The following is a 22,362-nucleotide window of genomic DNA, read 5'->3' as shown; positions in this document are numbered from 1 at the left end:
CAGCCCCCACCGGCCCGCGGACGCGAGACGACCCTCCGCCGCAGATAATGGCGTTATGGGCAAGTCCAAGAGGCGTGACAAGGCCGTCGCCGAACCCGTTGTTGAACCGGTCGACGGCGGCCTCGCCGAACTCATCCCCGACCGGGAACGGCCCAACGCCTGGACCCTGCTCATCGACGGCGCCCCCCAGTCCCACGTGGACCTGGACGACCCCCGCCACCTCTCCTTCGAGTACCAGCGCAGGCTCGGCCACGTCATCGACCTCGCCGCCCCGGCCGGCAAGCCCGTGCACGCCGTACACCTCGGCGGCGGCGCCTTCACCCTCGCCCGCTACCTCGCCGCGACCCGCCCCCGCTCCACCCAGCAGGTCGTCGAGCGGGACGCCGCCCTCGTGCAACTGGTCCGGCAGAAGCTCCCGTTGGACCCGACCGCGCGGATACGGGTGCGGTCCGTCGACGCCCGCGAGGGCCTCGCCAAGGTCGCCGACGGCTGGGCCGACCTCGTGATCGCCGACGTGTTCAGCGGCGCCAGAACTCCCGCGCACCTCACCTCGACCGAGTTCCTCGACGAGGTCCGCAGGGCCCTCAAACCGGGCGGCCACTACGCCGCGAACCTCGCCGACGGACCGCCGCTCGCCCACCTCCGCGGCCAGATCGCCACCGCCGCCGCCCGTTTCACCGAACTCGCCCTGGTGGCCGACCCGACCGTGCTGCGCGGCAAGCGCTTCGGCAACGCCGTCCTGGTCGCCTCCGACACCCCCCTGCCGGTCGCCGAACTGACCCGCAGGGCCGCCTCCGACCCGCACCCGGGCCGCGTCGAACACGGCAAGTCGCTCCTCGACTTCACCGGCGGGGCCGTACCCGTGACGGACGCGAAGGCCGTGGCCTCCCCGGCGCCACCGCCCTCGGTGTTCCGCTGAGTCAGTACGTCCCGATCTCCACCCGCGGCGGGCCGTCGTGCCAGGTGCAGAACACCGACACCCGGTCCGCGCCCGAGGAGAACTCCACCCGGATCCACGACTCCGTCTTCCACACCTGCATCGACCAGCCCGTGCCGGGGGTCGCGGAGACCAGGGTCGCCGAGGTCTCACCGAGGTCGAAGACCGCCCGGCCGCCGTCGGTGTCGTAACTCTTGACCTGGCCGGAGGCGGTGGGAGAAGGGCTCTTCGAGGGGGTCGGGCGAGCGGTCGTGGCGCTCGGCGTCGGCGACGGGCTCTTCGAGGGGGCCGCGCGTCTCGTCGGGGCCGGCGTCCGGGACGCCAGCGGCTTCGACTCCTGCGTGGTCGCCTCGGCCGTCGCGATGGGCAGGGCGCGGGGCGGGTCGTAGGCCGTGCCCGCCATGACCGTGTGGACACCCCACCACGACAGCGTGACCGCCGCGCCCGTGGCGAGCAGCCAGGCAAGTACGTGTACGAGTCCTCTGCGCATCGCCCGCCATACTGCCTCACGCGTCCCACGGGCCGCACCCGGACTGAGTTGTCCACAGGCCCCGACCGCGCTCGCCCGAATCGCGTACGGTGCGGCGCATGGCAAGTGTGCTCGTGGTCGAGGACGACCAGTTCGTTCGTTCGGCGCTCATCCGGCACCTGACCGACGCGGCACACACCGTGCGCAGCGTCGGGACGGCACTGGAGGCGCTGCGTGAGGTCGCCCATTTCCGTTTCGACGTGGTGATCCTGGACCTCGGTCTGCCCGATCTGGACGGCTCCGAGGCCCTGAAGATGCTGCGCGGGATCACCGACGTGCCGGTGATCATCGCCACCGCGCGGGACGACGAGACGGAGATCGTCCGCCTGCTCAACGCCGGGGCGGACGACTACCTCACCAAGCCCTTCTCCGTCGAGCACCTCTCCGCCCGGATGTCGGCCGTCCTACGGCGGTCCCGAGCCGCAGGCGGTGACGCCCCGCCGGAGAGCGTGCTGCGCGTCGGCGGCCTGAGCGTCGACCCGCTGCGCCGCCAGGCCGAGCTGGACGGCGTCCGACTCGACCTCACCCGCCGCGAGTTCGACCTGCTCGCCTTCCTCGCCGCCCGCCCCGGCGTGGTCGTCCCCCGCAAGGAACTCCTCGCGGAGGTCTGGCAGCAGTCCTACGGCGACGACCAGACGATCGACGTCCATCTCTCCTGGCTCAGGCGGAAGTTGGGGGAGACCGCCGCACAGCCCCGCTATCTCCACACCCTGCGGGGCGTCGGGGTCAAGCTGGAGCCGCCGCTATGAGATGGGCACTCGTGAAGGTCTGCCTGGCGGTCACCACCATGGTCGTGGTCGCCTTCGCGATCCCGCTCGGTCTCGTCATCAAGGAGATGGCCCGGGACCGCGCCTTCTCCAACGCCGAGCGCCAGGCCGCCGCCGTCGCCCCGGCCCTGTCCATCACCACCGACCGCGACCAGCTGGAGCGGGTCGTCGCCTCGGCCGGCTCGGACTCCGGGATGGCCGTCCACATACCGGGCGACGGTGACCAGAAGGGCGATGCGGCGGCCGGCGGTGACCAGAAGGGCGATGCGGCGGCCGACGGCGACCCGAAGGGCGGTCAGAGAGCCCTCGACATCGGGCGGCAGCGGGCCGCCGACGAGGACATCGCGACCGTGCGCCGGCTCGGCCGCGCCTCCACCACCGAGGTGCCCGGCGGCTCCACCCTGCTCCAGCCCGTCGCGCTCAGCTCCGGCCAGATCGCCGTCGTCGAGGTGTACGTCCCCGAGGCCGAGGTCAGCAACGGCGTCGCGACCGCCTGGGCGGTCCTCGCGGGCGTCGGCATCGCGCTGGTCGTCGGCTCGGTCGCGGTCGCCGACCGGCTCGGCGTGCGGATGGTGCAGCCCGCGCAGAAACTCGTCGAGGGCGCCCACGAGTTGGGGGAGGGGAAACTGGGCGCGCGGGTACCGGAGGAGGGGCCGACCGAACTCCGACTGGCGGCCGTAGCGTTCAACTCCATGGCCGACCAGGTCGTCCAACTGCTGGCGAACGAGAGGGAGCTGGCCGCGGACCTCTCCCACCGGCTGCGCACCCCGCTGACCGTGCTGCGGCTGAACGCGGCCTCGCTCGGGGACGGTCCGGCCGCCGAGCAGACGCGGGCGGCGGTCGCGCAGCTGGAGCGCGAGGTCGACACCATCATCCGTACCGCGAGAGAGGCCAAGCCGCAGACCGCGGCGGCCGGGCCGGGCGCCGGGTGCGACGCGGCCGAGGTGGTCCGGGAGCGGATGGGGTTCTGGTCGGCGCTCGCCGAGGACGAGGGCCGCAAGTGGCGGGTCGCCGGCACCGAGCGGCCGGTGCGCATACCCGTGGCCCGCGCGGACCTCGCGGCCGCGCTGGACGCCCTGCTCGGCAATGTCTTCCGGCACACCGCGGAGGGCACCGCCTTCGCGGTCGACGTCCACAACGGCGAGGACGCCGTGATCGTCCTCGTCTCCGACGCCGGCCCCGGCATCCGGGACCCCGAGGCCGCGATGGCACGCGGGCGGGGTTCCGGCAGCGCCGGGTCGACCGGGCTCGGGCTCGACATCGTGCGCCGGCTCGCCGAGTCGACCGGCGGGGACGTCCGCATCGGATCGTCGGTGCTGGGCGGGACCGAGGTGCGGGTCTGGATCCAGCTGGACGGGCGGGAGCCGGTGCGCCGGGGACACCGGGTGCGCCGACGCCGTACGGGCAGATTGGTCTCGACCTTTAACCGATCCCGATCCCTTCCTTAAGTGCGCCCTAAGATCCTCAACCCCCGTCCTGATCAGGCTATTTGCCCGATTCCGGCTCGCTAGCGTGCCGCCTCATGAGCATGCATGGACGCAAGGTGAGCGGCAGGAACAAGGTGATCGGCGGGGTGGTCGCGGCCGCCGTGGTGGGGACCGGCGCGGTCGTTCTGAGCGGTACCGCCCAGGCGGCCGGGGTCGGCGCCGCGTACACGAAGACCAGTGACTGGTCGACGGGTTACACCGCGCAGTACGTGGTCACCAACAACAGCACCGGCGCGGACAGGGACTGGAAGCTGGAGTTCGACCTGCCGTCGGGCACGAGGCTGAGCTCGCTGTGGAACGCCGAGTCGGCGGTGAGCGGACAGCACGTCACGGTGACGTCGGCGAAGTGGGACACCGACGGACTCGCGCCCGGGGAGTCCGTCACCGTCGGCTTCGTCGTCAACGGCACCGCCGACCCCACCGGCTGCCTCGTGGACGGCGCCCGGTGCTCCGCCGACGACACCGCCACCCCGGAGCCCAGCGGCCGCCCGACACAGTCCCCGACACCGACGCCGACGCGCACACCGACACCGACACCGACGCGGACGACCCCGTCGACACCGGCCCCCACCGCCACGGAAGGCACCGGCACCGGCACCACCGCCGGCTTCGCCCCGTACGTCGACACCTCCCTCTACCCCGCCTTCGACCTCCTCGCGAGCGCCGCGGCCACCGGCGTGAAGGACTACAACCTGGCCTTCGTGACCGACGGCGGCGGCTGCACGCCCAAGTGGGGCGGGGTGACCGACCTCACGAGCGACGCGGTGGCCGCGCAGATCGGTGCGCTGCGGGCGAAGGGCGGTGACGTCCGGGTCTCCTTCGGCGGGGCCTCCGGCTCCGAGCTCGCCACGGCCTGCTCCTCGGCGGACGCGCTGGCGGCGGCGTACGGGAAGGTCGTGGACGCGTACGGCCTGACCAAGGTCGACTTCGACGTGGAGGGCGGCGCGCTGCCGAACACGGCCGCGAACACCCGGCGGGCACAGGCCATCGCGAAGCTCCAGGCCCGCCACCCCGGCCTGGACGTCTCCTACACGCTGCCGGTCATGCCCGAGGGCCTGACCCAGGACGGGGTGAACCTCCTCGCCGACGCGAAGGCCAACGGCGTGCAGATCGACGCGGTCAACATCATGGCGATGGACTACGGGGCCTCGTACAGCGGCGACATGGGCACATACGCCGAGCAGGCCGCCACAGCCACTCAGGCGCAGGTCAGGAGCGTGCTGGGGCTGTCCGACAGTGCCGCCTGGAAGACGGTCGCGGTCACGCCGATGATCGGGGTGAACGACGTGGCCTCGGAGATCTTCACGGTCGACGACGCGACCCAGCTGGTGGCCTTCGCCGAGGAGAAGGGTCTCGGTTCGCTGTCGATGTGGTCAGCGACGCGTGACAAGCAGTGCGCGGGCGGCGCGAAGAACTACGCTGACGCCACCTGCAGCTCGATCGCTCAGGACGCCTTCGCGTTCTCGAAGGCGTTCGCCGCCTACAACTGACGATTCCATGGGACGCACGAGGGCGCGCAAAGGTGTCGGTCACGTTTCGACAAATGGGACCTGAAGGGTCTTGACGGTTGACCTGACATACGGCTGTCATTACGCCACCGTGTTCGGTCAAGTTGATTTCTGGTCGATTACGACCGGTCTTCGAATCCCTCCATGACCGGACCCCTGCCCCAGGAGCCGTACATGCGTGACCTTTCGTCCTCCCTTCCCTCCGCCAGCCGCCGTGGCGTTCTCAAGGGCATCGGCGGCGCCGCCCTGCTCGGTGCCGGCATACCTCTGCTGAGCGCCTGCGGCAGCAGCGGCAGCTCCTCGGACCCCAAGACCGTCAGTGTCGGCTCCAACGACTCGGACGCCGTGCCGAAGAAGGCGTACGCGGACGTCTACGCGGCCTTCCAGAAGCAGTCCGGCCTCACCGTCAAGGTGAACACGAAGGACCACAACACCTTCCAGGAGCAGATCAACTCCTACCTCCAGGGCACGCCGGACGACGTGTTCAAGTGGTTCGCCGGGTACCGGATGCAGTTCTTCGCGGCCAAGAACCTCGCCTCGCCGATCGACGACGTGTGGGAGAAGATCGGGGGCAACTTCCCCGACGCGATGAAGAAGCTGTCCAAGGGCGCGGACGGCAAGTACTACTTCGTGCCGATGACCACGTACCCGTGGGCGGTCTTCTACCGCAAGTCCGTCTTCGCTCAGCACGGCTACCAGGTGCCCACCACGTGGGACCAGCTGGTCGCGCTGTGCAAGCAGATGAAGAAGGACGGCCTGGTGCCGATCGCGTTCGGTGACAAGGACGCGTGGCCGGCGATGGGCACCTTCGACCAGATCAACTTCCGGCTCAACGGCTACGACTTCCACACCCAGCTGATGGCGGGCAAGGCCGCGTGGACGGACGCCAAGGTCAAGGCCGCCTTCGATCACTGGGCGGAGCTGCTGCCGTACCACCAGGACGGTTTCATGGGCCGCACCTGGCAGGACGCGGCGCAGACGCTGGTGGCGAAGAAGGCGGGCATGTACCTGCTGGGCACGTTCGTGGCGCAGCAGTTCACCAACAAGGCCGACCTGGACGACCTGGACTTCTTCGCCTTCCCGGAGATCAACCCGGCGTACGGGCAGGACACCGTCGAGGCGCCCACCGACGGCTTCATGGTCTCCAAGTCCCCGAAGAACCACGACGGTGTCGTCAAGCTGATGGAGTACCTGGGCACGCCCGCGGCCGAGGAGACCTACCTCAAGGGCGACCCGAGTGTGGTGGCCGCCTCGAACAAGGCCTCCACCGCCGCGTACTCGCCGCTGCAGAAGAAGGCGTTCGAGATGATCTCGGGGGCCAAGACCCTGACGCAGTTCATGGACCGTGACTCGCGTCCGGACTTCACCTCGACGGTGATGCAGCCCTCGCTGCAGAAGTTCCTCCAGAACCCCAAGGGCGTCGACAGTCTGTTGTCCTCGATCGAACGCCAGAAGAAGACGATCTTCGCGTCCTCCTGAGCTGAGCGGCTGAATGACTACCGACACGACCTCGAAGAGCCCGGAGGCGGCCGCGGTGCCGCCTTCGGGCCCTGCCCCTGTCACCAAGCGGGTTCCGCAGGGGCACAAGCGCCTGCTGACCCGCCGTGATCGCATCACGCTCGGCTTCATGGCGGGCGTGCCCACGATCTTGCACGTGGCGCTGGTGTGGGTGACCGCGCTGGCGTCCATCGCGTTGGCCTTCACCAGCTGGGACGGGATCGGCTTCGACTCGATCAAGTGGGTCGGCCTGGACAACTTCCGTCAGTTGTTCACCGACAACCCGCAGTTCTGGCCGGCCGTCGAGCACAACGTCATCTGGTTCGTCGTGCTCATCCTGATCCCGACCCCGTTCGGCCTGTTCCTGGCCGTCCAGCTGGACAAAAAGATCCGCTTCTCCCGCCTCTACCAGACCGCGTTCTTCCTGCCGGTCGTGGTCTCCCTGGCGGTCACCGGATTCGTGTGGCAGCTGGTCTACAACCCCGACACCGGCCTGATCAACAGCCTCATCGGCGCGAACAAGCCCGGCCACTACATCGACTGGATCGGCGACCCCAAACTCAACCTGTGGGCCGTGCTGATCGCCGCGTCCTGGCGCCACACCGGCTACATGATGATCCTCTACCTCGCCGGACTGAAGGGCGTCGACCCCTCCCTGCGCGAGGCGTCCTCGCTGGACGGCGCGAACGAGTGGCAGACGTTCAAGAACGTCATCTTCCCCACCCTGCGCCCCACCAACACCGTCGTCCTGGTGGTCACCATCATCGAGGCGCTGCGCGCCTTCGACCTGGTCTTCGTCTTCAACAAGGGCGCCCAGGGCACCGAACTGCTGTCGATCCTGATCACCAACAACATCATCGGCGAGTCCAGCCGGATCGGCTACGGCTCCGCGATCGCCGTGGTCCTGCTGGTCATCTCCCTCGCGGTCATCATCCCCTACCTGATCGCGACCTTCCGGAAGGAGCGGCAGGCATGAGCACCCTCGCTCTCAAGACCAAAACGCCGATCCGCCCCGCCCGGATCCTGCTGCACGTCTTCCTCGCCGGCACCGCACTGGCCTGGCTCGCCCCCCTTCTCTGGGCGATCTACGCAGCCCTGCGCCCCTACAGCGAGACCAGCAACAAGGGCTACGTGTCCTGGCCGGACAAGCTGACCTTCGACAACTTCACCAACGCCTTCCAGCAGTCCGACATGCTCCACTACCTCGGCAACACGCTGATCATCGCCATCCCGGCGGTACTGATCACGCTGCTGCTGTCGTCGATGGTCGCCTTCTACGTCTCCCGCTTCGACTTCCGCCTCAACATCGCCCTCCTGCTGGTGTTCACCGCCGGCAACCTGCTCCCCCAGCAGGTCATCATCACCCCCCTGTACCGGCTCTACCTCCTCGTCGACCTGCCCGGCATCACCATGAGCGGCAAGCTCTACGACTCCGCACTCGGCCTGGTGCTGATCCATGTCGCGTTCCAGTCCGGGTTCTGCGCCTTCGTGCTCAGCAACTACATGCGCATGCTCCCGCACGAGCTGACCGAGGCCGCCCTGGTCGACGGGGCGTCGGTGTGGCGGATGTACTGGCAGATCGTGCTCCCGCTGTGCAAACCGGCCATGGCCGCCCTGGGCACGTTGCTGTCCATCTGGATCTACAACGACTTCTTCTGGGCCATCGTCCTGATCTCCACCGGGGAGAACATGCCGATCACCAGCGCCCTGAACAACCTCTCCGGCCAGTACTTCACCGACCCCAACCTGGTCGCCGCCGGCGCCCTCCTCACCGCGATCCCCACCCTGATCGTGTACTTCGTACTCCAGCGCCAGTTCGTCAGCGGACTGACCCTCGGCGCCAACAAGGGCTGATCCCCCGCCACTCGAGAAAGAACCACCGTGCCCCACCCCTTCACCCCGGTCACCTCCGTGCCCGTGGACCCGCGCAGGGCCCGCGTCCACGAGGAGGGCTGGCAGTCCTGGAGCCCCAGCGGGGCGTACGCCCTCGGCGACAAGCCGTACCGCCCGACGAACGACAACTGGGCGACGGTCTGCTACCGGCCGGGCGTCACCGTCCCCGAAGGCACCTTCCAGGGCGAGGGGCTGCTGGCGCTCGACCCGGGGGACGGGTCGCCGGTACGGCTGTGGGCGGCGACGGAACCGACGCGTGCGGTCCCGTCGATCCGCCTGACCGTCGCCGCGGACACCGCCGAGGTCACCGCCGACGGTCCGGTGCAGGAGTACACGGGCACGGACATCCAGGCGACGCTGGCCGAGTGGGCCGCCGGACTCGGGGCCGGGGCCCCGCGCCCGGCGCCCACCGTCTGGTGCTCCTGGTACGAGTACTTCACGGAGGTCACCGAGGACGACATCCACGAGAACCTCCGTGCGATGGACACCCTCGACCTGCCCGTCGACGTCGTACAGATCGACGACGGCTACCAGAAGGCCCTCGGCGACTGGCTCACCCTCTCGGGCCGCTTCCGCTCCCGCGAGGGCATCGCCGACGCGATCCGGGCGCGGGGCCGCAGGGCCGGCATCTGGACCGCCCCCTTCCTGGTCGACCCGGCGAGCGACCTGGCCGCCGAGCACCCCGACTGGCTGGTCGAGGACCTCGACGGAGGCTTCCTGCACGCGGGCCGCAACTGGGGCCACGACCTGTGCGTGCTGGACACCACCCACCCGGAGGCCGCGGCCTACCTCGCGGACGTGTTCCGGGTGCTGCGGTCCGAGGGCTACGACTACTTCAAGGTCGACTTCCTCTACGCGGGCGCCCTGGAAGGCGTACGGCATGCCGGGGTGGACGCCCTCACCGCGTACCGCTCCGGCATCGAGCTGATCCGCGAGGCGATCGGCGCGGACGCGTACCTGCTGGGCTGCGGCGCGCCGATCCTGCCCTCCATCGGCCTGTTCGACGCGATGCGGGTCAGCCCCGACACGGCCCCGCACCGGCGTCCCGAGGCCGACGACTTCAGCCAGCCCGGCCAGGACCCGGCCGAGTTCACCGGCACCGGCCGCCAGTGGCAGCACGGCCGCCTGTGGATCAACGACCCCGACTGCCTGATGGCCCGCCCCGCCGTGGAGACCCGCGAGCGCTGGGCCGCCCACGTGGAGTCGACCGCCGGCCTGATGGCCTCCAGCGACCGCCTGCTGTCCCTGGACCAGTGGGGAGTGGAAACAACCCGCCGACTCCTCGGCGGAGCCGAAGCCTGAGATCCCCGGGGACATCGCCGCTCGCGGTGCCGGGCAGCCCCTGAATCAGGTGAAACGCCGGGGCGCGGCACCCCCCTCGGCTGCCGCGCCCCGGATTCCCCCGCCTTCGTGGTGGCTAGACGCCCTGGACGCCCTCCACCTCCGGGAGGGTGCCCGTGCGGGCTGCTCGGCCGTACCAGAGGGCACTGGACTTGGGTGTCCGTTCCAGCGTCGTGTAGTCCACGTAGACCGCGCCGAAACGCTTCTCGTAGCCGTACGCCCACTCGAAGTTGTCGAGGAGGGACCACAGGTAGTAGCCGCGGACGTCCGCGCCGTCGGCGATCGCGCGGCGGACCGCGGCGAGGTGGCCGTGCAGGTAGGCGATCCGCTCGGGGTCGTGGACCTGGCCGTCGGGGTCGGGCTTGTCGTCGTAGGCCGCGCCGTTCTCCGTGATGTACAGCGGCAGGCCCGGGGCCTCGCGTGTGTAGCGCATGATCAGGTCGTGCAGGCCCGTCGGGTCGATCGTCCAGCCCATCTCCGTACGCTCACCCGGCGTCTGGTGGAACGTGACGTCGTCGGCGCCCGGCCACGGGGAGTGGTCGCTGCTGCCGTGGCCGTCGGCGCGCGGGGCGTTGGTCTCCGGGTCGGCGGCCGAGACCAGCGCGGGCGTGTAGTAGTTGAGGCCGAGCGCGTCGAGCGGCTGGTTGATCAGGGCGAGGTCGCCGTCCTCGACGAACGACCAGTCCGTGATCAGCTCCGTCGCCGTGAACAGCGTCTGCGGATACGCCCCGTGCAGGATCGGCCCGTGGAAGATCCCGTTGGCCAGGTCGTCGATCTTCTGCGCCGCCGCCAGGTCCGCCGGGTCCTGCGAAAGGGGCCGCACCACCGAGGAGTTGAGGCTGAGCGCGACCGAGTTGCGGGCCGGCATCGCGGCACGCAGCGCCGAAGTGCCCAGGCCGTGCGCCAGGTTGAGCGTGTGCGCCGCCCGCAGTGAGGCTGCCGGATCGGTGCGGCCCGGTGCGTGCACGCCGGAGGCATAGCCCAGGAAGGCCGCGCACCAGGGCTCGTTGAGGGTGATCCACTGCTCCACCCGGTCGCCGAGCGCCTCCCCGACGATCTGCGCGTACTCCGCGAAACGGTACGCGGTGTCGCGCTCCGGCCAGCCGCCCGCGTCCTCCAGCTCCTGCGGAAGGTCCCAGTGGTAGAGCGTCACGGCCGGCTTGATGCCGTGCGCGAGCAGCTCGTCCACCAGTCGCCGGTAGAAGTCGAGGCCGCGCTGGACCGCGGGGCCCCGGCCGGTCGGCTGCACCCGGGACCAGGAGACCGAGAAGCGGTACGCGGTCAGGCCCAGGTCGGCCATGAGCGCCACGTCGTCGCGGTAGCGGTGGTAGTGGTCGACAGCGATGTCACCGTGCTCGCCGCCCGCGGTCTTGCCGGGCGTGTGGCTGAAGGTGTCCCAGATGGAGGGCGTACGGCCGTCCTCCCGCACCGCCCCCTCGATCTGGTACGCGGAGGTCGCGGCACCCCAGAGGAAGGCGGGGGGAAAGGTCACCGGGGTCTCCGGTGCTGCGGAATCAGGCATGGAAGCGCTCCCATCGGAGGTCGTCGAAAGACCGACTGATAGCGGGGGGGAGGGGGAGTGGGGAGGAGGGGGCCGGAGCAGCGCCGGTCCGGCCCCAGGAGCCGTAGGACAAAGGGGGTATGACGGAGCGTCAGCCCTTGATCGCGCCCTGCATGATGCCGCCCACGATCTGCTTGCCGAACAGGAGGAAGGCGATCAGCAGCGGCAGGGTGCCGAGGAGCGCGCCCGCCATGATCACGGCCTGGTCGGGGACATAGCCCGTGCCGAGCGAGTTGAGGGCGACCTGCACGGTCGGGTTCTGCTGGTTCAGGGCGATGATCGGCCACAGGAAGTCGTTCCAGGCGAACACGAAGGTCAGCAGGCCGAGCACGGCCATCGCCGGGCGCGCGGCCGGGAAGACCACGTGCCACACCACCCGGATGCTGCTCGCGCCGTCCACCCGCGCCGCCTCGATCAGCTCGGTCGGCAGCGCCTGCACCAGGTACTGCCGCATGAAGAACGTGCCGAAGGCCGTCACGAGCGTGGGCAGGATGACCGTCTGGAGCTGGTTCGACCAGCCGAGGTCCGCCATCCACAGATACAGCGGTACGACCGCCAGCTGCGGCGGGATCATCATGGTGCCGATCGTCAGCAGCAGCAGGAAGCCCGAGAACTTGAACCGCAGCTTGGCGAAGGCGAAGCCGGCGAGCGTGGAGAACAGCACCGTGCTGATGGTGATGGCGCCCGCCACGATCACGCTGTTGAGCATCGCGGTGCCGAGACCGGCCTCGTCCCACGCCGTCTGCATGTTCTTGAACAGGTTCCCGCCGAACCACAGCGGCGGCGGGGTCTCGGCGAGCCTGCGGTCGGTGCGCGAGGCCGCGATCGCCGTCCACACCAGGGGCGCGAGCGAGACCAGCGCGAAGACCGCGAGGACGACGTAGGTCAGCGGGCCGGCGTGCAGCTGCTTGCCCGCGCCCATCACCCGGCGGGACGACCGCTTGGAGGTCTGAGGGAGCGTCAGTTCACTGGTGGTCATTGGGACTTCCTCAGCCGTCGAGTGACCAGCAGGTTGATCGCGGCGATGATCAACAGGATCAGGAACATCGACCAGGCGATCGCGGACGCCTTGCCGAGGTTGCCGATGATCCAGCCCTGGTCGTACATGTACAGGCCGAGCGTCTGGTACTGGTGCTCGGAGCCGCCCTTGGACCCGCTGACCCCGCCGAACAGCAGGGGCTCACCGAAGAGCTGGGTCGCGCCGATGGTGGAGACCACCACCGTGAACAGGATGGTCGGCCGAAGCTGCGGGACCGTGACATGGATGAACTGCTGCCACCGGTTGGCCCCGTCGATCGCCGCCGACTCGTAGAGGTCGGCCGGGATCGCCTGCATCGCCGCGAGGTAGATCAGCGCGTTGTAGCCGGTCCACCGCCAGATCACGATGGAGGACACCGCGAACTGCGAACCCCAGTCGGACTCACGCCAGTTGATCGGGTCGATGCCCACGAAGTCGAGGAGCCAGTTGACCATGCCGCCGTCCCACGAGTACAGCAGCGTGAAGACGAGGGTCGCCGCCGCCACCGAGGTGGCGTACGGGGTCAGCATCACGACCCGCCAGACGGTCGAGCCGCGCAGCTTGTAGTTGAGCAGGTGCGCCAGCCCGATCGCCGCCATCAGCTGCGGCACGGTCGAGATCACACCGATGGTGAAGGTGTTCTTGAGGGCGTTCCAGAAGAAGTCCGAGGACAGCAGGTTCTGGTAGTTGTCCAGGCCCGCCCAGGTCTGGGTGTCCAGCGAGGACAGCTGTACGTCGTGCAGCGAGTACCAGGCCGTGTACAGCAGCGGGACCAGCGAGAACGCCCCGAAGATGACGAAGAAGGGGGCGATGAAGACGTACGGGGACGCCTTCATGTCCCAGCGGTACAGCTTGCTCCGCCAGGGGCTCGGGCCCTTGGGCGGGGTACCGCCACCGTGAGCGCCCCGGGCCGCGCCCGGCTGGGAGCCGGGCGCGGCCTCGACGCTCGACGCGGGATGCGCGAGTGCCTGCTTGGGGCTTGTCACTGGCCGAGCACGTCCTTGATCTCGTTCGTGGCAGCGTCCCAGCCCTGCTCAGGGGACTTGCCCTTCTGCTCGACCTGGAGGATGCCGATGTCGGTCAGCGCGGTGTTGATCGGCTGGTCCTTGACGCCGAAGATCTGCGCCGGGATCGTCTTCGCCGAGTCGGAGAAGATCTGGGTGATCGGCGCGTTGCTGAAGAACTCCGTGGTGGCGGTAGCCGCCTTCAGCGTGGAGTACGCCGACGGGGTCGACGGGAAGCTGGCCTGCTTGGCGAAGACCTTGGCCTGCTGCTCGGGCGCGGTCAGCCACTTCGCGAGCTCGACGGCCTCCTTCTGGTGCTTGCCCGCCGTCGGCACACCGATGAAGGAGCCGCCCCAGTTGCCCGCGGTCGGCGCGGCCGCCACGTCCCACTTGCCCTTGCCGGCCTCACCGGACTTCTCCTGGATGTAACCGATCATCCAGGCGGGGCAGGCCACGGTGGCGAAGGTGCCGTTCGCGTAGCCCTGGTCCCACGGCTTGTCGAACTGCTTGAGCTTCGCCGACATGTTGCTGGTCGCCACGGACATCGCGACGTCCCAGGCGTTCTTCACACCGGCGGACTTGTCCCAGACGACCTTGCCGCTCTTGTCGTAGTAGCGCTCGCTCTCGCCGTTGAGGACCGCGTTGTACACGGAGGAGGCGGAGTCCACGTACTTGGTGCCGCTCGGCGCCTTCTTCATGTACTGCTTGCCGAGGTCGACGTACTTGTTCCAGTCGCCCTTCCACTGCGCGGCGAGCTTGGTGCGGTCGGTCTCCAGACCGGCCTTCTGGAACAGGTCCTTGCGGTAGCAGATCGCCATCGGGCCGATGTCGGTGCCGAGTCCGATGAGCTTGCCGTCGGGGGTGGTGGCCTGGGCGTTCTTCCAGTCCAGCCACTGCGACTTGTCGACGTCCTTGCCGAGGTCGACGAACTTGGAGCCCTGCGTCTGCACGGCCTCGGTGATGTTGCCGACCTCGATGGCCTGGATGTCGTCGGTGCCGGAGCCGGCCTGGAGCCGGGTGAGGACCTTCGGCCAGTAGACGTCGGTACGGGTGGTGACGTTCTCCTTGATGGTGATGTCGGGGTGCGACTTCATGTACTCGTCGTAGAGTCCGGCCTGCTTGTAACCGAAGACACCGAAGGTGCCGATGGTCAGTGTGGTCTTGCCGCCTCCGGCGTTGTTGCCCGAGCCCGACGAGTCACCGTCGTCGGAGTCGCCGGCACAGCCGGCCAGTACTCCGGTGGTCAGTGCGGCGACGGCCGCCAGGGCCAACAGCCGGTGGGACCGGCGGGTAGTCGTGCGCATTGCGTCCTCCTGTTGCCTGACGTGCCGACCCCCCGGCCAACTGCGTTGTTGGGCCCGTTCGTTCAAGCTGCGGCTCGGGCGGGGAACGTGCGGGATATTTATGTGTCAGGTACCGTGGGAGCGCTCCCATCGGTGATGTGTTGAAGGTTCGCGGGTCGGAGCGAGGGTGTCAAGGGAGTCGGCGAGGGGAGATGCGTTCAGTTATAAGCCCGTTAACTGGACCCACCGGCCCGTCCGGCGTTTGAGGACGAGGCCCTTTCGGGGCCGAAGCGGGGGTCCGGGGGCGGCAGCCCCCGGTGACGTCCGGCTCATCAGGCGGGACTGTTAGATTCCAGGCCAGCTAAGAGACACGGCGGGGAAGGCGGAGCCCATGGCAAGCCACGGAGCGCGGAACCGGAGCGGTGGCCGGCCCACCCTCGAAGAGGTCGCCGCGCGCGCCGGCGTGGGCCGCGGCACCGTGTCGCGGGTGATCAACGGTTCGCCCCGGGTCAGCGACGCCACCCGCGCCGCGGTCGAGGCCGCGGTGGCGGAGCTCGGCTACGTGCCGAACACGGCCGCGCGCGCCCTGGCGGCCAATCGCACGGACGCGATCGCGCTGGTGGTGCCGGAGCCGGAGACGCGGTTCTTCGCCGAGCCGTACTTCTCGGACATGCTCAAGGGCGTGGGCGCGGAGATCTCGGAGACCGAGATGCAGCTGCTGCTCATCTTCGCGGGTAGCGACCGCGAACGCCGACGCCTGGCCCAGTACCTGGCCGCGCACCGGGTCGACGGCGTCCTGCTGGTCTCGGTCCACGCCGACGACCCGCTCCCCGACCTGCTGGCCCAGCTGGAGATCCCCGCGGTGATCAGCGGTCCGCGCTCGGCGGCCGAGACGCTCCCGTCGGTGGACTCCGACAACTACGGCGGCGGCCGCTCCGCCGTGGAGCACCTCCTGGCCGGCGGCCGCCGCACCATCGCCCACATCACCGGCCGCCTCGACGTGTACGGCGCCCAGCGCCGCGTCGACGGGTACCGGGACGCGCTGCTCGACGCGGGCCACGAGGTGGACGAACGCCTCATCGAGCCCGGTGACTTCACCGAGGAGGGCGGCCGCCGCGCCATGACGAAGCTGCTGGCCCGCCGCCCCGACCTGGACGCCGTCTTCGCCGGTTCCGACGTCATGGCGGCGGGCGCCCGCCAGGTGCTGCGCGAGGAGGGCCGCCGGATCCCCTCGGACGTGGCTCTGGTCGGCTACGACGACTCCGCTATAGCCCGCCACATGGACCCGCCCCTGACCAGTGTCCGCCAGCCCATCGAGGAGATGGGCCGCCGCATGATCGACCTGCTCCTCACCGAGATCGCGGACCGCCGTCCGGCGGTGTCCCGGGGGCTGGAGCGCAGGCAGGTGGTCCTGGCCACGGAGCTGGTGCACCGGACGTCGTCCTGACCTGCTGCGTCAAGAGGTTGAACACAAGGATCATCCGAGCAGCACGTCCGGCTCGGCGCCGGGGGCGTGACGCTGTCCAGGGGCCCGGGGTTCGTGACGCCGCCCGTCGGCTCGTCCTGGCGGCCGCGTCCGCACCGACTGGTCCCGGCACGCGGACGGACGGCTCCGCTACGGCCGCGCAGCCCGCGGAGCCGTAGCGCTCAGGTCGTCGTCCTGAAGTAGTGGCCCGCCTCCAGGTCCGGGATCAGGCCGGGGTGCTCCGGCTGCCAGCCGAGCAGCTTCCGGGTGAGCGTGGCGGACGCCCGCATGTCGATGGAGGCGAAGCGGCCGAGCCACCCGAAGTGGTCCGTCGCGTTCTCCGCGGCCACCTTCATGACGGGCACGCCGAGGCCCTGCCCGATGGTCTCGGCGATCTCCCGGAACGGCACCGCCTCGTCCCCGATCGCGTGCAGCCGTACGCCCGCCGGTGCCTGTTCCAGGGCCAGCCGGAACAGCCGGGCCGCGTCGAGGCGGTGGACGGCCGCCCAGTGGTTGGCGCCCTCGTCCACCATGGCCGAGACACCCTTCTCACGCGCGAAGTCGATGAACATGGGCACGAAGCCGTAGTCGCCCTCGCCGTGCACGCTCGGCGGAAGCCGCAGCACCGACGAGCTCACCCCGCGCTCGGCCAGCGCCAGCGTCGCGAGCTCCGAGGCGTGCCGGTGCTTGGCGGGGGAGTCCGGGTCGGCCGGGTCCTCCTCGGTGCCCACGCGCCCCGGCGCGGTCAGCAGGCCCGAGGTGACGACGAGCGGCTTCCCGGTCCCTTCGAGCACCTCGCCCATGGCCTCGATCGCCCGCAGATCGGCCTCACCGGAGACGGTCAGGTTCGTGAAGTCGTGGATGAAGGCCAGGTGGGCGACGCCGTCGGCCGCCTCGGCGCCCCGGCGCAGACTGTCGAGGTCGTCCAGATCGCCGCGGTGCACCTCCGCTCCGGCGGCTTTCACGGCCTCGGCGGACCGGTCAGAACGGGCCAGGCCGAGGACCTCGTGCCCGGCGTCGAGCAGTTCGCGGGTGACGGCGGAACCGATGAATCCGGAGGCGCCGGTGACGAATACACGCATGGTGTTCCTTCGCTGTGACGAGTGAATGCCCTTCCAGCGTGCGAAGCCGGTACCGCGGACGTCCAAAGCCTGTTTCGCATCGCGCAATACGGATCAGGCATCACCGCAGGTGAGGGGTGCCGTGTACCGAAAAGCGCCCGTGACGTGGGCGTACGCTTCAGGCATGACCGACCTCGACCTGCGGCTGGTCCGCTACTTCACGGCCGTCGCCGAGCACCGGCACTTCGGCCGGGCCGCCGAAGCGCTGCACATCACCCAGCCCTCGCTGAGCCGGCAGATCCGGCGCCTGGAGCAGCAGCTGGGCGCGCGGCTGCTGGAGCGGACCCCGCAGGGCAGCGGGCTCACCGAGGCGGGCGAGGTCTTCCTGCCCCGGGCGAGGGCACTGCTGCGGGCGGCGGACCAGGCGGCGACCCTCACCCGGGCGGCCGCCGAGCCGAGCCGGATCACCGTGGGCTACACCGCGGGGATCATCGTCACCTCGGCGGTGCGCGCCCTGCGCGAGCGGTTCCCGGACGCCGATGTCAGGACCGCGCACGTCGACTGGACCGAGCGGACGACAGCCCTGCCCGAGCTCAAGGTCGACGTCCTGGTGACCCGGCTGCCCTTCCCGACCGAGGGCGCGCAGGTGACGGTCCTCTACGAGGAGCCCCGGGTCCTGGTGCTGCCGGTCGGCCACCGGCTGGCCGGCAAGGAGTCCGTCACCCTCGACGACATCGCCGACGAGCCGCTGGTCCGGGTGGCCGACCCGGCCTGGAACGCGTACTGGCGCATCGACCCCCGCCCGGACGGCCGCCCGGCACCCGACGGACCCCTGGCCGACGCCCTGGAGGACAAGTTCGAACTCGTCGCCTCCGGACAGGCCCTGGCCATCACGGCGTTGCCCCGGGCCGGCGCCCTGCGCCCCGATGTCACCGCGATCCCCCTGCACGGCGTCGACCCGTCCCACGTGGTCCTCGCCACCCGCACCGACGACCGCAGCCGCCTGGTCGCGGCCTTCCGCAAGACCGCGCGGACCGCCCTCAGGGCGACCGGCTTCTGAAACGACCTCAGCCGGTGACCCTGTCTCCAGGGTCACCGGCTGAGGTGACGAGGGTGAGTGACGGGACTCGAACCCGCGGCATCCTGGACCACAACCAGGTGCTCTACCAGCTGAGCTACACCCACCATGTTCGGCTGTCCGGGTTTCCCTGACCGGCCGAGAAAAAGTGTACAGGGTCCGAAGGGGTGCTCGCGCCCGCGTTTACCGCGCAGGCAGGACGTGCTTCGCGGCGATCGTCTTCGCCGTGTCGGAGTCCGGTCCGGGCTGCGGGACGAAGATCGCCTCGCGGTAGTAGCGCAGCTCCGCGATGGACTCGCGGATGTCGGCGAGGGCGCGGTGGTTGCCGTTCTTCTCCGGGCTGTTGAAGTAGGCCCGGGGGTACCAGCGCCGGGCGAGCTCCTTCACGGAGCTGACGTCCACGATGCGGTAGTGGAGGTAGTCCTCCAGGGTGGGCATGTCCCGGAGCAGGAAACCGCGGTCGGTGCCGACGGAGTTGCCGCACAGGGGGGCCTTGCCGGGCTCCTTGACGTGCTCGCGGACGTAGGCGAGGACCTGCTCCTCGGCGTCGGCGAGCGTGGTGCCGCCGGACAGCTCGTCGAGCAGTCCGGACGCGGTGTGCATCTGACGCACCACCTCCGGCATCGTCTCCAGCGCCTGGTCCGGCGGACGGATGACGATGTCCACACCGTCGCCGAGGATGTTCAGCTCGGAGTCGGTGACGAGGGCGGCAACCTCGATGAGCGCGTCGTCGGACAGCGAGAGGCCGGTCATCTCGCAGTCGATCCACACCATGCGATCGTTCATGCGACCACCCTAAAGCTGAGGTCGCCTTTTGGGATGCCCGGTGTCGGGGTCGGCGTACCAGGGGGCTGCCGCCCCCTGGACCCCCGCTTCGGCCCGAAGGGCCTCGTCCTCAAACGCCGGACGGGCTGAGAGATCCGTCCGGCGTTTCAAGGTCACGCTCCGCTGCGCTGCCCCGGCAGACCTACCCGACCCGTGGCGTACAGCTCGCGGCCGTTCTCCGACGGCGGGCCGACGGGCGCCGGGGTGCGGCGGGTCTGGAGCGGGACCGGGCCGCCCTCCGGGTGCAGCTGCACCGGTGGGCTGGGCGCGGGACCCGTCGGGCCGCCGACCGGACCGTCGCTGTCCACCACGGGCTTGTCGCCCTGCGGCCGGCGCGCCCGGTAGGCGGCCCGGTAGGCCGCCGGGGACGAGCCCAGCTGGCGCCGGAAGTGCCCGCGCAGCGCCACCGGCGAGCGGAACCCGCAGCGCCCCGCGACCTCGTCCACCGAGTAGTCCGACGTCTCGAGCAGCCGCTGCGCCTGGAGCACCCGCTGGGTGATCAGCCACTGGAGCGGGGCCGAGCCCGTCAGGGAGCGGAAGCGCCGGTCGAACGTACGACGGCTCATGTACGCGCGCGCGGCGAGCGTCTCCACGTCGAACTGCTCGTGGAGGTGTTCCAGCGCCCAGGCGACGACCTCGGCGAGCGGGTCGGCGCCGATCTCCTCCGGTAAAGACCTGTCGAGGTAGCGCTCCTGACCGCCCGAGCGGCGCGGCGGGACCACCAGCCGGCGGGCCAGCGCGCCGGCCGCCTCGTTGCCGTGGTCCGTCCGCACGATGTGGAGACAGAGGTCGATTCCGGCCGCGGTACCGGCCGAGGTCAGTACGTCGCCGTCGTCCACGAAGAGTTCGCGTGGATCGACGTGCACCGACGGGTAGCGCTTGGCCAGCGTCGGTGCGTACATCCAGTGGGTGGTCGCGGGGCGGCCGTCCAGCAGGCCCGCGGCGGCCAGCACGAAGGCGCCGGTGCACAGGCCCACGATGCGGGCACCCTCTTCATGCGCCCGGCGCAGTGCGTCGAGCGCCTCCTCCGGTGGCGGAGAAGTGATCGAGCGCCAGGCCGGCACGACGACCGTGCCCGCGCGTGAGATCGCTTCCAGGCCGTGCGGCGCGGTGAGTTCCAGGCCCCCTGTGGTCCGCAGTGGGCCTTCTTCGCCGCCGCACACCAGCAAGCGGTAGCGCGGCACGCCGGCGTCCTGGCGGTCAATCCCGAACACCGACAACGGTATGGAACTCTCGAAGATGGGGCCGCCGCTGAACAGCAGCACGGCGACGATCTCCTTGCGGCGTCGCCCGGAGAGCTTCCGGGCCGCGGCTTCCGGCGCGGCAGTGGAGTCGTGGCTCATACTGCTAAGCCCCCCTCGGTGGTCGCGGCGCCCCTAACTTGTCGGGCATGTCGCTCCAGCACGTTTCCCCTCGGTCCGGCACGAGTCCCCCGCCGTAAGACGTCAAGATCGAATCTACTGTGTCCCGTGGTGTCGGCGTGACCAGTTCGTCATCCGGCACATTGTCGACTTGGCAACTTGGCGTAAAGCATTCGATCACGAAGCGTTGCACTCACGGGCCGTGCAGGGAAGTGCGCCTTGTGGCAGTGGCTCATCCACGTAGGGTGCGCGGGACCCCCTGGACCCTATCCGTGCAGGTGGAACGGGGGTTGAGGGGTGGTCGGGGCAAGGGACACGCCCAACGCGGAAGTTGGCTGAAAAGAATCGTCCCGGTGCATGGAAACCGGTCAGCCGACCGGTCCGCTTCCCCCGGGGTTTCCCCCGTTGTTTCCCCCGGTGTGACGACCGCCTCGACGGGCCCCGGTACCGCTCCTGTGACGGCGGCCACGGTGGGGCGCCCGCTCCTCCGCGTGCAGGCGGGCCGCGACGCGCTCCGACTGGCGCAGGAGGATACGGCAGACGGCCGTCACGGCGGCGAGGCCGAGCGCGGTGCCGGTGGCGCCGGCGAGCGAGGTGCCGTACCAGACCAGCACCACGGGGACGAGGACGCAGCTGAAGGCCGCCCAGCGGACCACGTCCGTGCTGGAGTCCTCGGAGGGCGGTCGGTGTCCGGTCATCGCATGCTCCCTGTGGCGTCTCCCCGCGGCGTGGCTCACGGGTTCAACGCGTGTTCGACCCGTCGGTCACTGTGTCGAGGGGCCGTCCGGGGGCCGGGCCGGGAGCCCGGGCAGGGGACCGGCGCGTGAATCCTGTGCAAACCGCCTGTACAGCGCAGCAACCATTGCGTTACGGGCGCCCCCTCGTGCATGCTCCCTGGAACCCCCACAGAGCGAGGGCGGGATCTGGGCTAAGGAGGCGTGCCGCCGTACCCTTGGGGGTATGGGCCGGGAAAGACGATTCCCGGACACAGCTCCGCCGCACAGGGCCGTCCCTCCCATATAAGGATCACGACGCCGAGACAGCCATGGCCGGTCACGAATTCTCCGAACCAGCGGACCGCAAGCGGCCCGTCGCCGACCCCACGGCGGCCGAGCCCCTGGCGGCGGAAGAGCCACGCCATTCCTGCGACCCCGCCTTCAAGCACGGCGTCGTCGTCGGGTTCGACGGCTCCACATCGAGCGAGCGCGCCCTCGCGTACGCGATCGGCATGGCCCATCGCTCGGGCTCCGGCCTGATCATCGTGCATGTCGCCAACCGGCTGCCCACCACCGTGTGGGCCGGCTGCGAGCCACCGGTCTTCGTCGACGTCCCCGACCACCGCACCGAGGTGCTCGGCCTGGAGCTCGCCTGCGCGGACTACCTGGCCGAGGTGCCCTGGATCCTCGTCGAGCGCGGCGGTGACATCTGCCATGAACTCGAGGAGGTCGGGCGGGAGTACGAGGCGGACGCGATCGTCGTCGGCTCCACCCACGGCATCGTCGGGCGCATCTTCGGCTCCGTCGCGGGGCGGCTGGCCAAGCGGGCGAAGCGGCCCGTCATCGTGATTCCGTAACGCGCCGTTCTCCCTGGTGGGATGCGTCAACCTACTCGCGCGTAGAGGTGTTTGTGCCCTTGTGAAGGGCATATAGCGGTCATGGGCTGCCGGTCAGGGCGTGACGGCCCCGACTGGCTGCGCCGGCTGGGGAGTTGGGCGGCTTCCCGGCAACCGAGACGGACCCCCCGTGCC

Annotated in this window: 20 protein-coding genes and 1 tRNA gene; 11 read left to right on the top strand and 10 right to left on the bottom strand. The window is 70.1% G+C overall.

What is annotated here, in order from left to right:
• The first annotated feature begins 55 nt into the window (after positions 1-55).
• Entirely contained in the window at positions 56-919 is an 864-nt protein-coding gene (locus AC2XR2_RS16090; RefSeq protein ID WP_449349677.1) for a spermidine synthase, read from the top strand.
• Between the two features lies 1 nt (position 920).
• Here the strand turns inward: AC2XR2_RS16090 and AC2XR2_RS16085 are convergent, their stop codons facing one another.
• Positions 921-1,427: a hypothetical protein gene (locus AC2XR2_RS16085; RefSeq protein WP_491515402.1), complete on the bottom strand. Its 507-nt coding sequence runs from the start codon at positions 1,425-1,427 to the stop codon at positions 921-923.
• 98 nt (positions 1,428-1,525) lie between these two features.
• On the opposite strand from AC2XR2_RS16085, the gene AC2XR2_RS16080 reads away from it, so the two are divergent.
• From AC2XR2_RS16080 to AC2XR2_RS16050, 7 genes are all read left to right on the top strand, one after another.
• On the top strand, positions 1,526-2,215 hold the full coding sequence (locus AC2XR2_RS16080) for a response regulator transcription factor (RefSeq protein WP_330266731.1): 690 nt from the start codon (positions 1,526-1,528) through the stop codon (positions 2,213-2,215).
• Positions 2,212-3,681: a sensor histidine kinase gene (locus AC2XR2_RS16075; RefSeq protein WP_491515401.1), complete on the top strand. Its 1,470-nt coding sequence runs from the start codon at positions 2,212-2,214 to the stop codon at positions 3,679-3,681. The genes AC2XR2_RS16080 and AC2XR2_RS16075 overlap by 4 nt, the downstream gene beginning before the upstream one ends.
• A gap of 74 nt (positions 3,682-3,755) precedes the next feature.
• Positions 3,756-5,210, top strand: coding sequence for a glycoside hydrolase family 18 protein (locus AC2XR2_RS16070; RefSeq protein WP_491515400.1), 1,455 nt, complete (start codon positions 3,756-3,758; stop codon positions 5,208-5,210).
• Between the two features lie 192 nt (positions 5,211-5,402).
• A complete protein-coding gene (locus AC2XR2_RS16065; RefSeq protein WP_491515399.1) occupies positions 5,403-6,707 on the top strand; it encodes an ABC transporter substrate-binding protein in 1,305 nt (434 codons plus the stop codon).
• Positions 6,708-6,720: 13 nt separating this feature from the next.
• Positions 6,721-7,701 (top strand): carbohydrate ABC transporter permease, encoded by a 981-nt coding sequence (locus tag AC2XR2_RS16060; RefSeq protein WP_491515398.1) that lies wholly within the window; start codon positions 6,721-6,723, stop codon positions 7,699-7,701.
• On the top strand, positions 7,698-8,579 hold the full coding sequence (locus AC2XR2_RS16055) for a carbohydrate ABC transporter permease (RefSeq protein WP_330268835.1): 882 nt from the start codon (positions 7,698-7,700) through the stop codon (positions 8,577-8,579). Before AC2XR2_RS16060 ends, AC2XR2_RS16055 begins: the two co-directional genes overlap by 4 nt.
• 27 nt (positions 8,580-8,606) lie before the next feature.
• On the top strand, positions 8,607-9,920 hold the full coding sequence (locus AC2XR2_RS16050; protein WP_491515397.1) for a glycoside hydrolase family 36 protein: 1,314 nt from the start codon (positions 8,607-8,609) through the stop codon (positions 9,918-9,920).
• 115 nt (positions 9,921-10,035) lie between these two features.
• On the opposite strand, the gene AC2XR2_RS16045 is transcribed toward AC2XR2_RS16050, so the two are convergent.
• The 4 genes from AC2XR2_RS16045 to AC2XR2_RS16030 form a co-directional block, all read right to left on the bottom strand.
• Positions 10,036-11,481: a GH1 family beta-glucosidase gene (locus AC2XR2_RS16045; protein WP_449349681.1), complete on the bottom strand. Its 1,446-nt coding sequence runs from the start codon at positions 11,479-11,481 to the stop codon at positions 10,036-10,038.
• Between the two features lie 130 nt (positions 11,482-11,611).
• Entirely contained in the window at positions 11,612-12,499 is an 888-nt protein-coding gene (locus tag AC2XR2_RS16040; protein ID WP_491515396.1) for a carbohydrate ABC transporter permease, read from the bottom strand.
• Complete coding sequence (locus AC2XR2_RS16035; RefSeq protein WP_123760911.1) at positions 12,496-13,524, bottom strand: carbohydrate ABC transporter permease; 1,029 nt, start codon at positions 13,522-13,524, stop codon at positions 12,496-12,498. Before AC2XR2_RS16035 ends, AC2XR2_RS16040 begins: the two co-directional genes overlap by 4 nt.
• Complete coding sequence (locus tag AC2XR2_RS16030) at positions 13,521-14,846, bottom strand: ABC transporter substrate-binding protein (RefSeq protein WP_449349682.1); 1,326 nt, start codon at positions 14,844-14,846, stop codon at positions 13,521-13,523. The genes AC2XR2_RS16035 and AC2XR2_RS16030 overlap by 4 nt, the downstream gene beginning before the upstream one ends.
• A gap of 370 nt (positions 14,847-15,216) precedes the next feature.
• Between AC2XR2_RS16030 and AC2XR2_RS16025 the strand changes: the two genes are divergently transcribed.
• Positions 15,217-16,272, top strand: a complete 1,056-nt coding sequence (locus AC2XR2_RS16025; protein WP_330266741.1) for a LacI family DNA-binding transcriptional regulator — start codon at positions 15,217-15,219, stop codon at positions 16,270-16,272.
• A gap of 200 nt (positions 16,273-16,472) precedes the next feature.
• Here the strand turns inward: AC2XR2_RS16025 and AC2XR2_RS16020 are convergent, their stop codons facing one another.
• Positions 16,473-17,372: an SDR family oxidoreductase gene (locus tag AC2XR2_RS16020; RefSeq protein ID WP_491515395.1), complete on the bottom strand. Its 900-nt coding sequence runs from the start codon at positions 17,370-17,372 to the stop codon at positions 16,473-16,475.
• A 163-nt stretch (positions 17,373-17,535) separates the two neighbouring features.
• Here AC2XR2_RS16020 and AC2XR2_RS16015 point away from each other — a divergent pair, with 163 nt between their 5' ends.
• Positions 17,536-18,411, top strand: a complete 876-nt coding sequence (locus AC2XR2_RS16015; protein ID WP_491515394.1) for a LysR family transcriptional regulator — start codon at positions 17,536-17,538, stop codon at positions 18,409-18,411.
• A 52-nt stretch (positions 18,412-18,463) separates the two neighbouring features.
• Here the strand turns inward: AC2XR2_RS16015 and AC2XR2_RS16010 are convergent.
• From AC2XR2_RS16010 to AC2XR2_RS15995, 4 genes are all read right to left on the bottom strand, one after another.
• Positions 18,464-18,536: transfer RNA gene (locus AC2XR2_RS16010), tRNA-His, on the bottom strand.
• A 76-nt stretch (positions 18,537-18,612) separates the two neighbouring features.
• Complete coding sequence (gene orn / locus AC2XR2_RS16005) at positions 18,613-19,215, bottom strand: oligoribonuclease (RefSeq protein ID WP_028810174.1); 603 nt, start codon at positions 19,213-19,215, stop codon at positions 18,613-18,615.
• Positions 19,216-19,367: 152 nt separating this feature from the next.
• Positions 19,368-20,597 carry a GlxA family transcriptional regulator gene (locus tag AC2XR2_RS16000; RefSeq protein WP_330266744.1) on the bottom strand — a complete coding sequence of 410 codons (1,230 nt, stop codon included), beginning with the start codon at positions 20,595-20,597 and terminating at the stop codon, positions 19,368-19,370.
• 386 nt (positions 20,598-20,983) lie between these two features.
• Complete coding sequence (locus tag AC2XR2_RS15995) at positions 20,984-21,313, bottom strand: hypothetical protein (protein ID WP_491515393.1); 330 nt, start codon at positions 21,311-21,313, stop codon at positions 20,984-20,986.
• A gap of 347 nt (positions 21,314-21,660) precedes the next feature.
• Between AC2XR2_RS15995 and AC2XR2_RS15990 the strand changes: the two genes are divergently transcribed.
• Positions 21,661-22,188: a universal stress protein gene (locus tag AC2XR2_RS15990; RefSeq protein ID WP_030314189.1), complete on the top strand. Its 528-nt coding sequence runs from the start codon at positions 21,661-21,663 to the stop codon at positions 22,186-22,188.
• Positions 22,189-22,362: the final 174 nt, after the last annotated feature.

The sequence above is a fragment of the Streptomyces sp. LS-MS-L19 genome (assembly GCF_058382285.1).
Note: the sequence above shows the minus strand (reverse complement) of the source record. Positions and strands in the feature narration are given on the sequence as shown.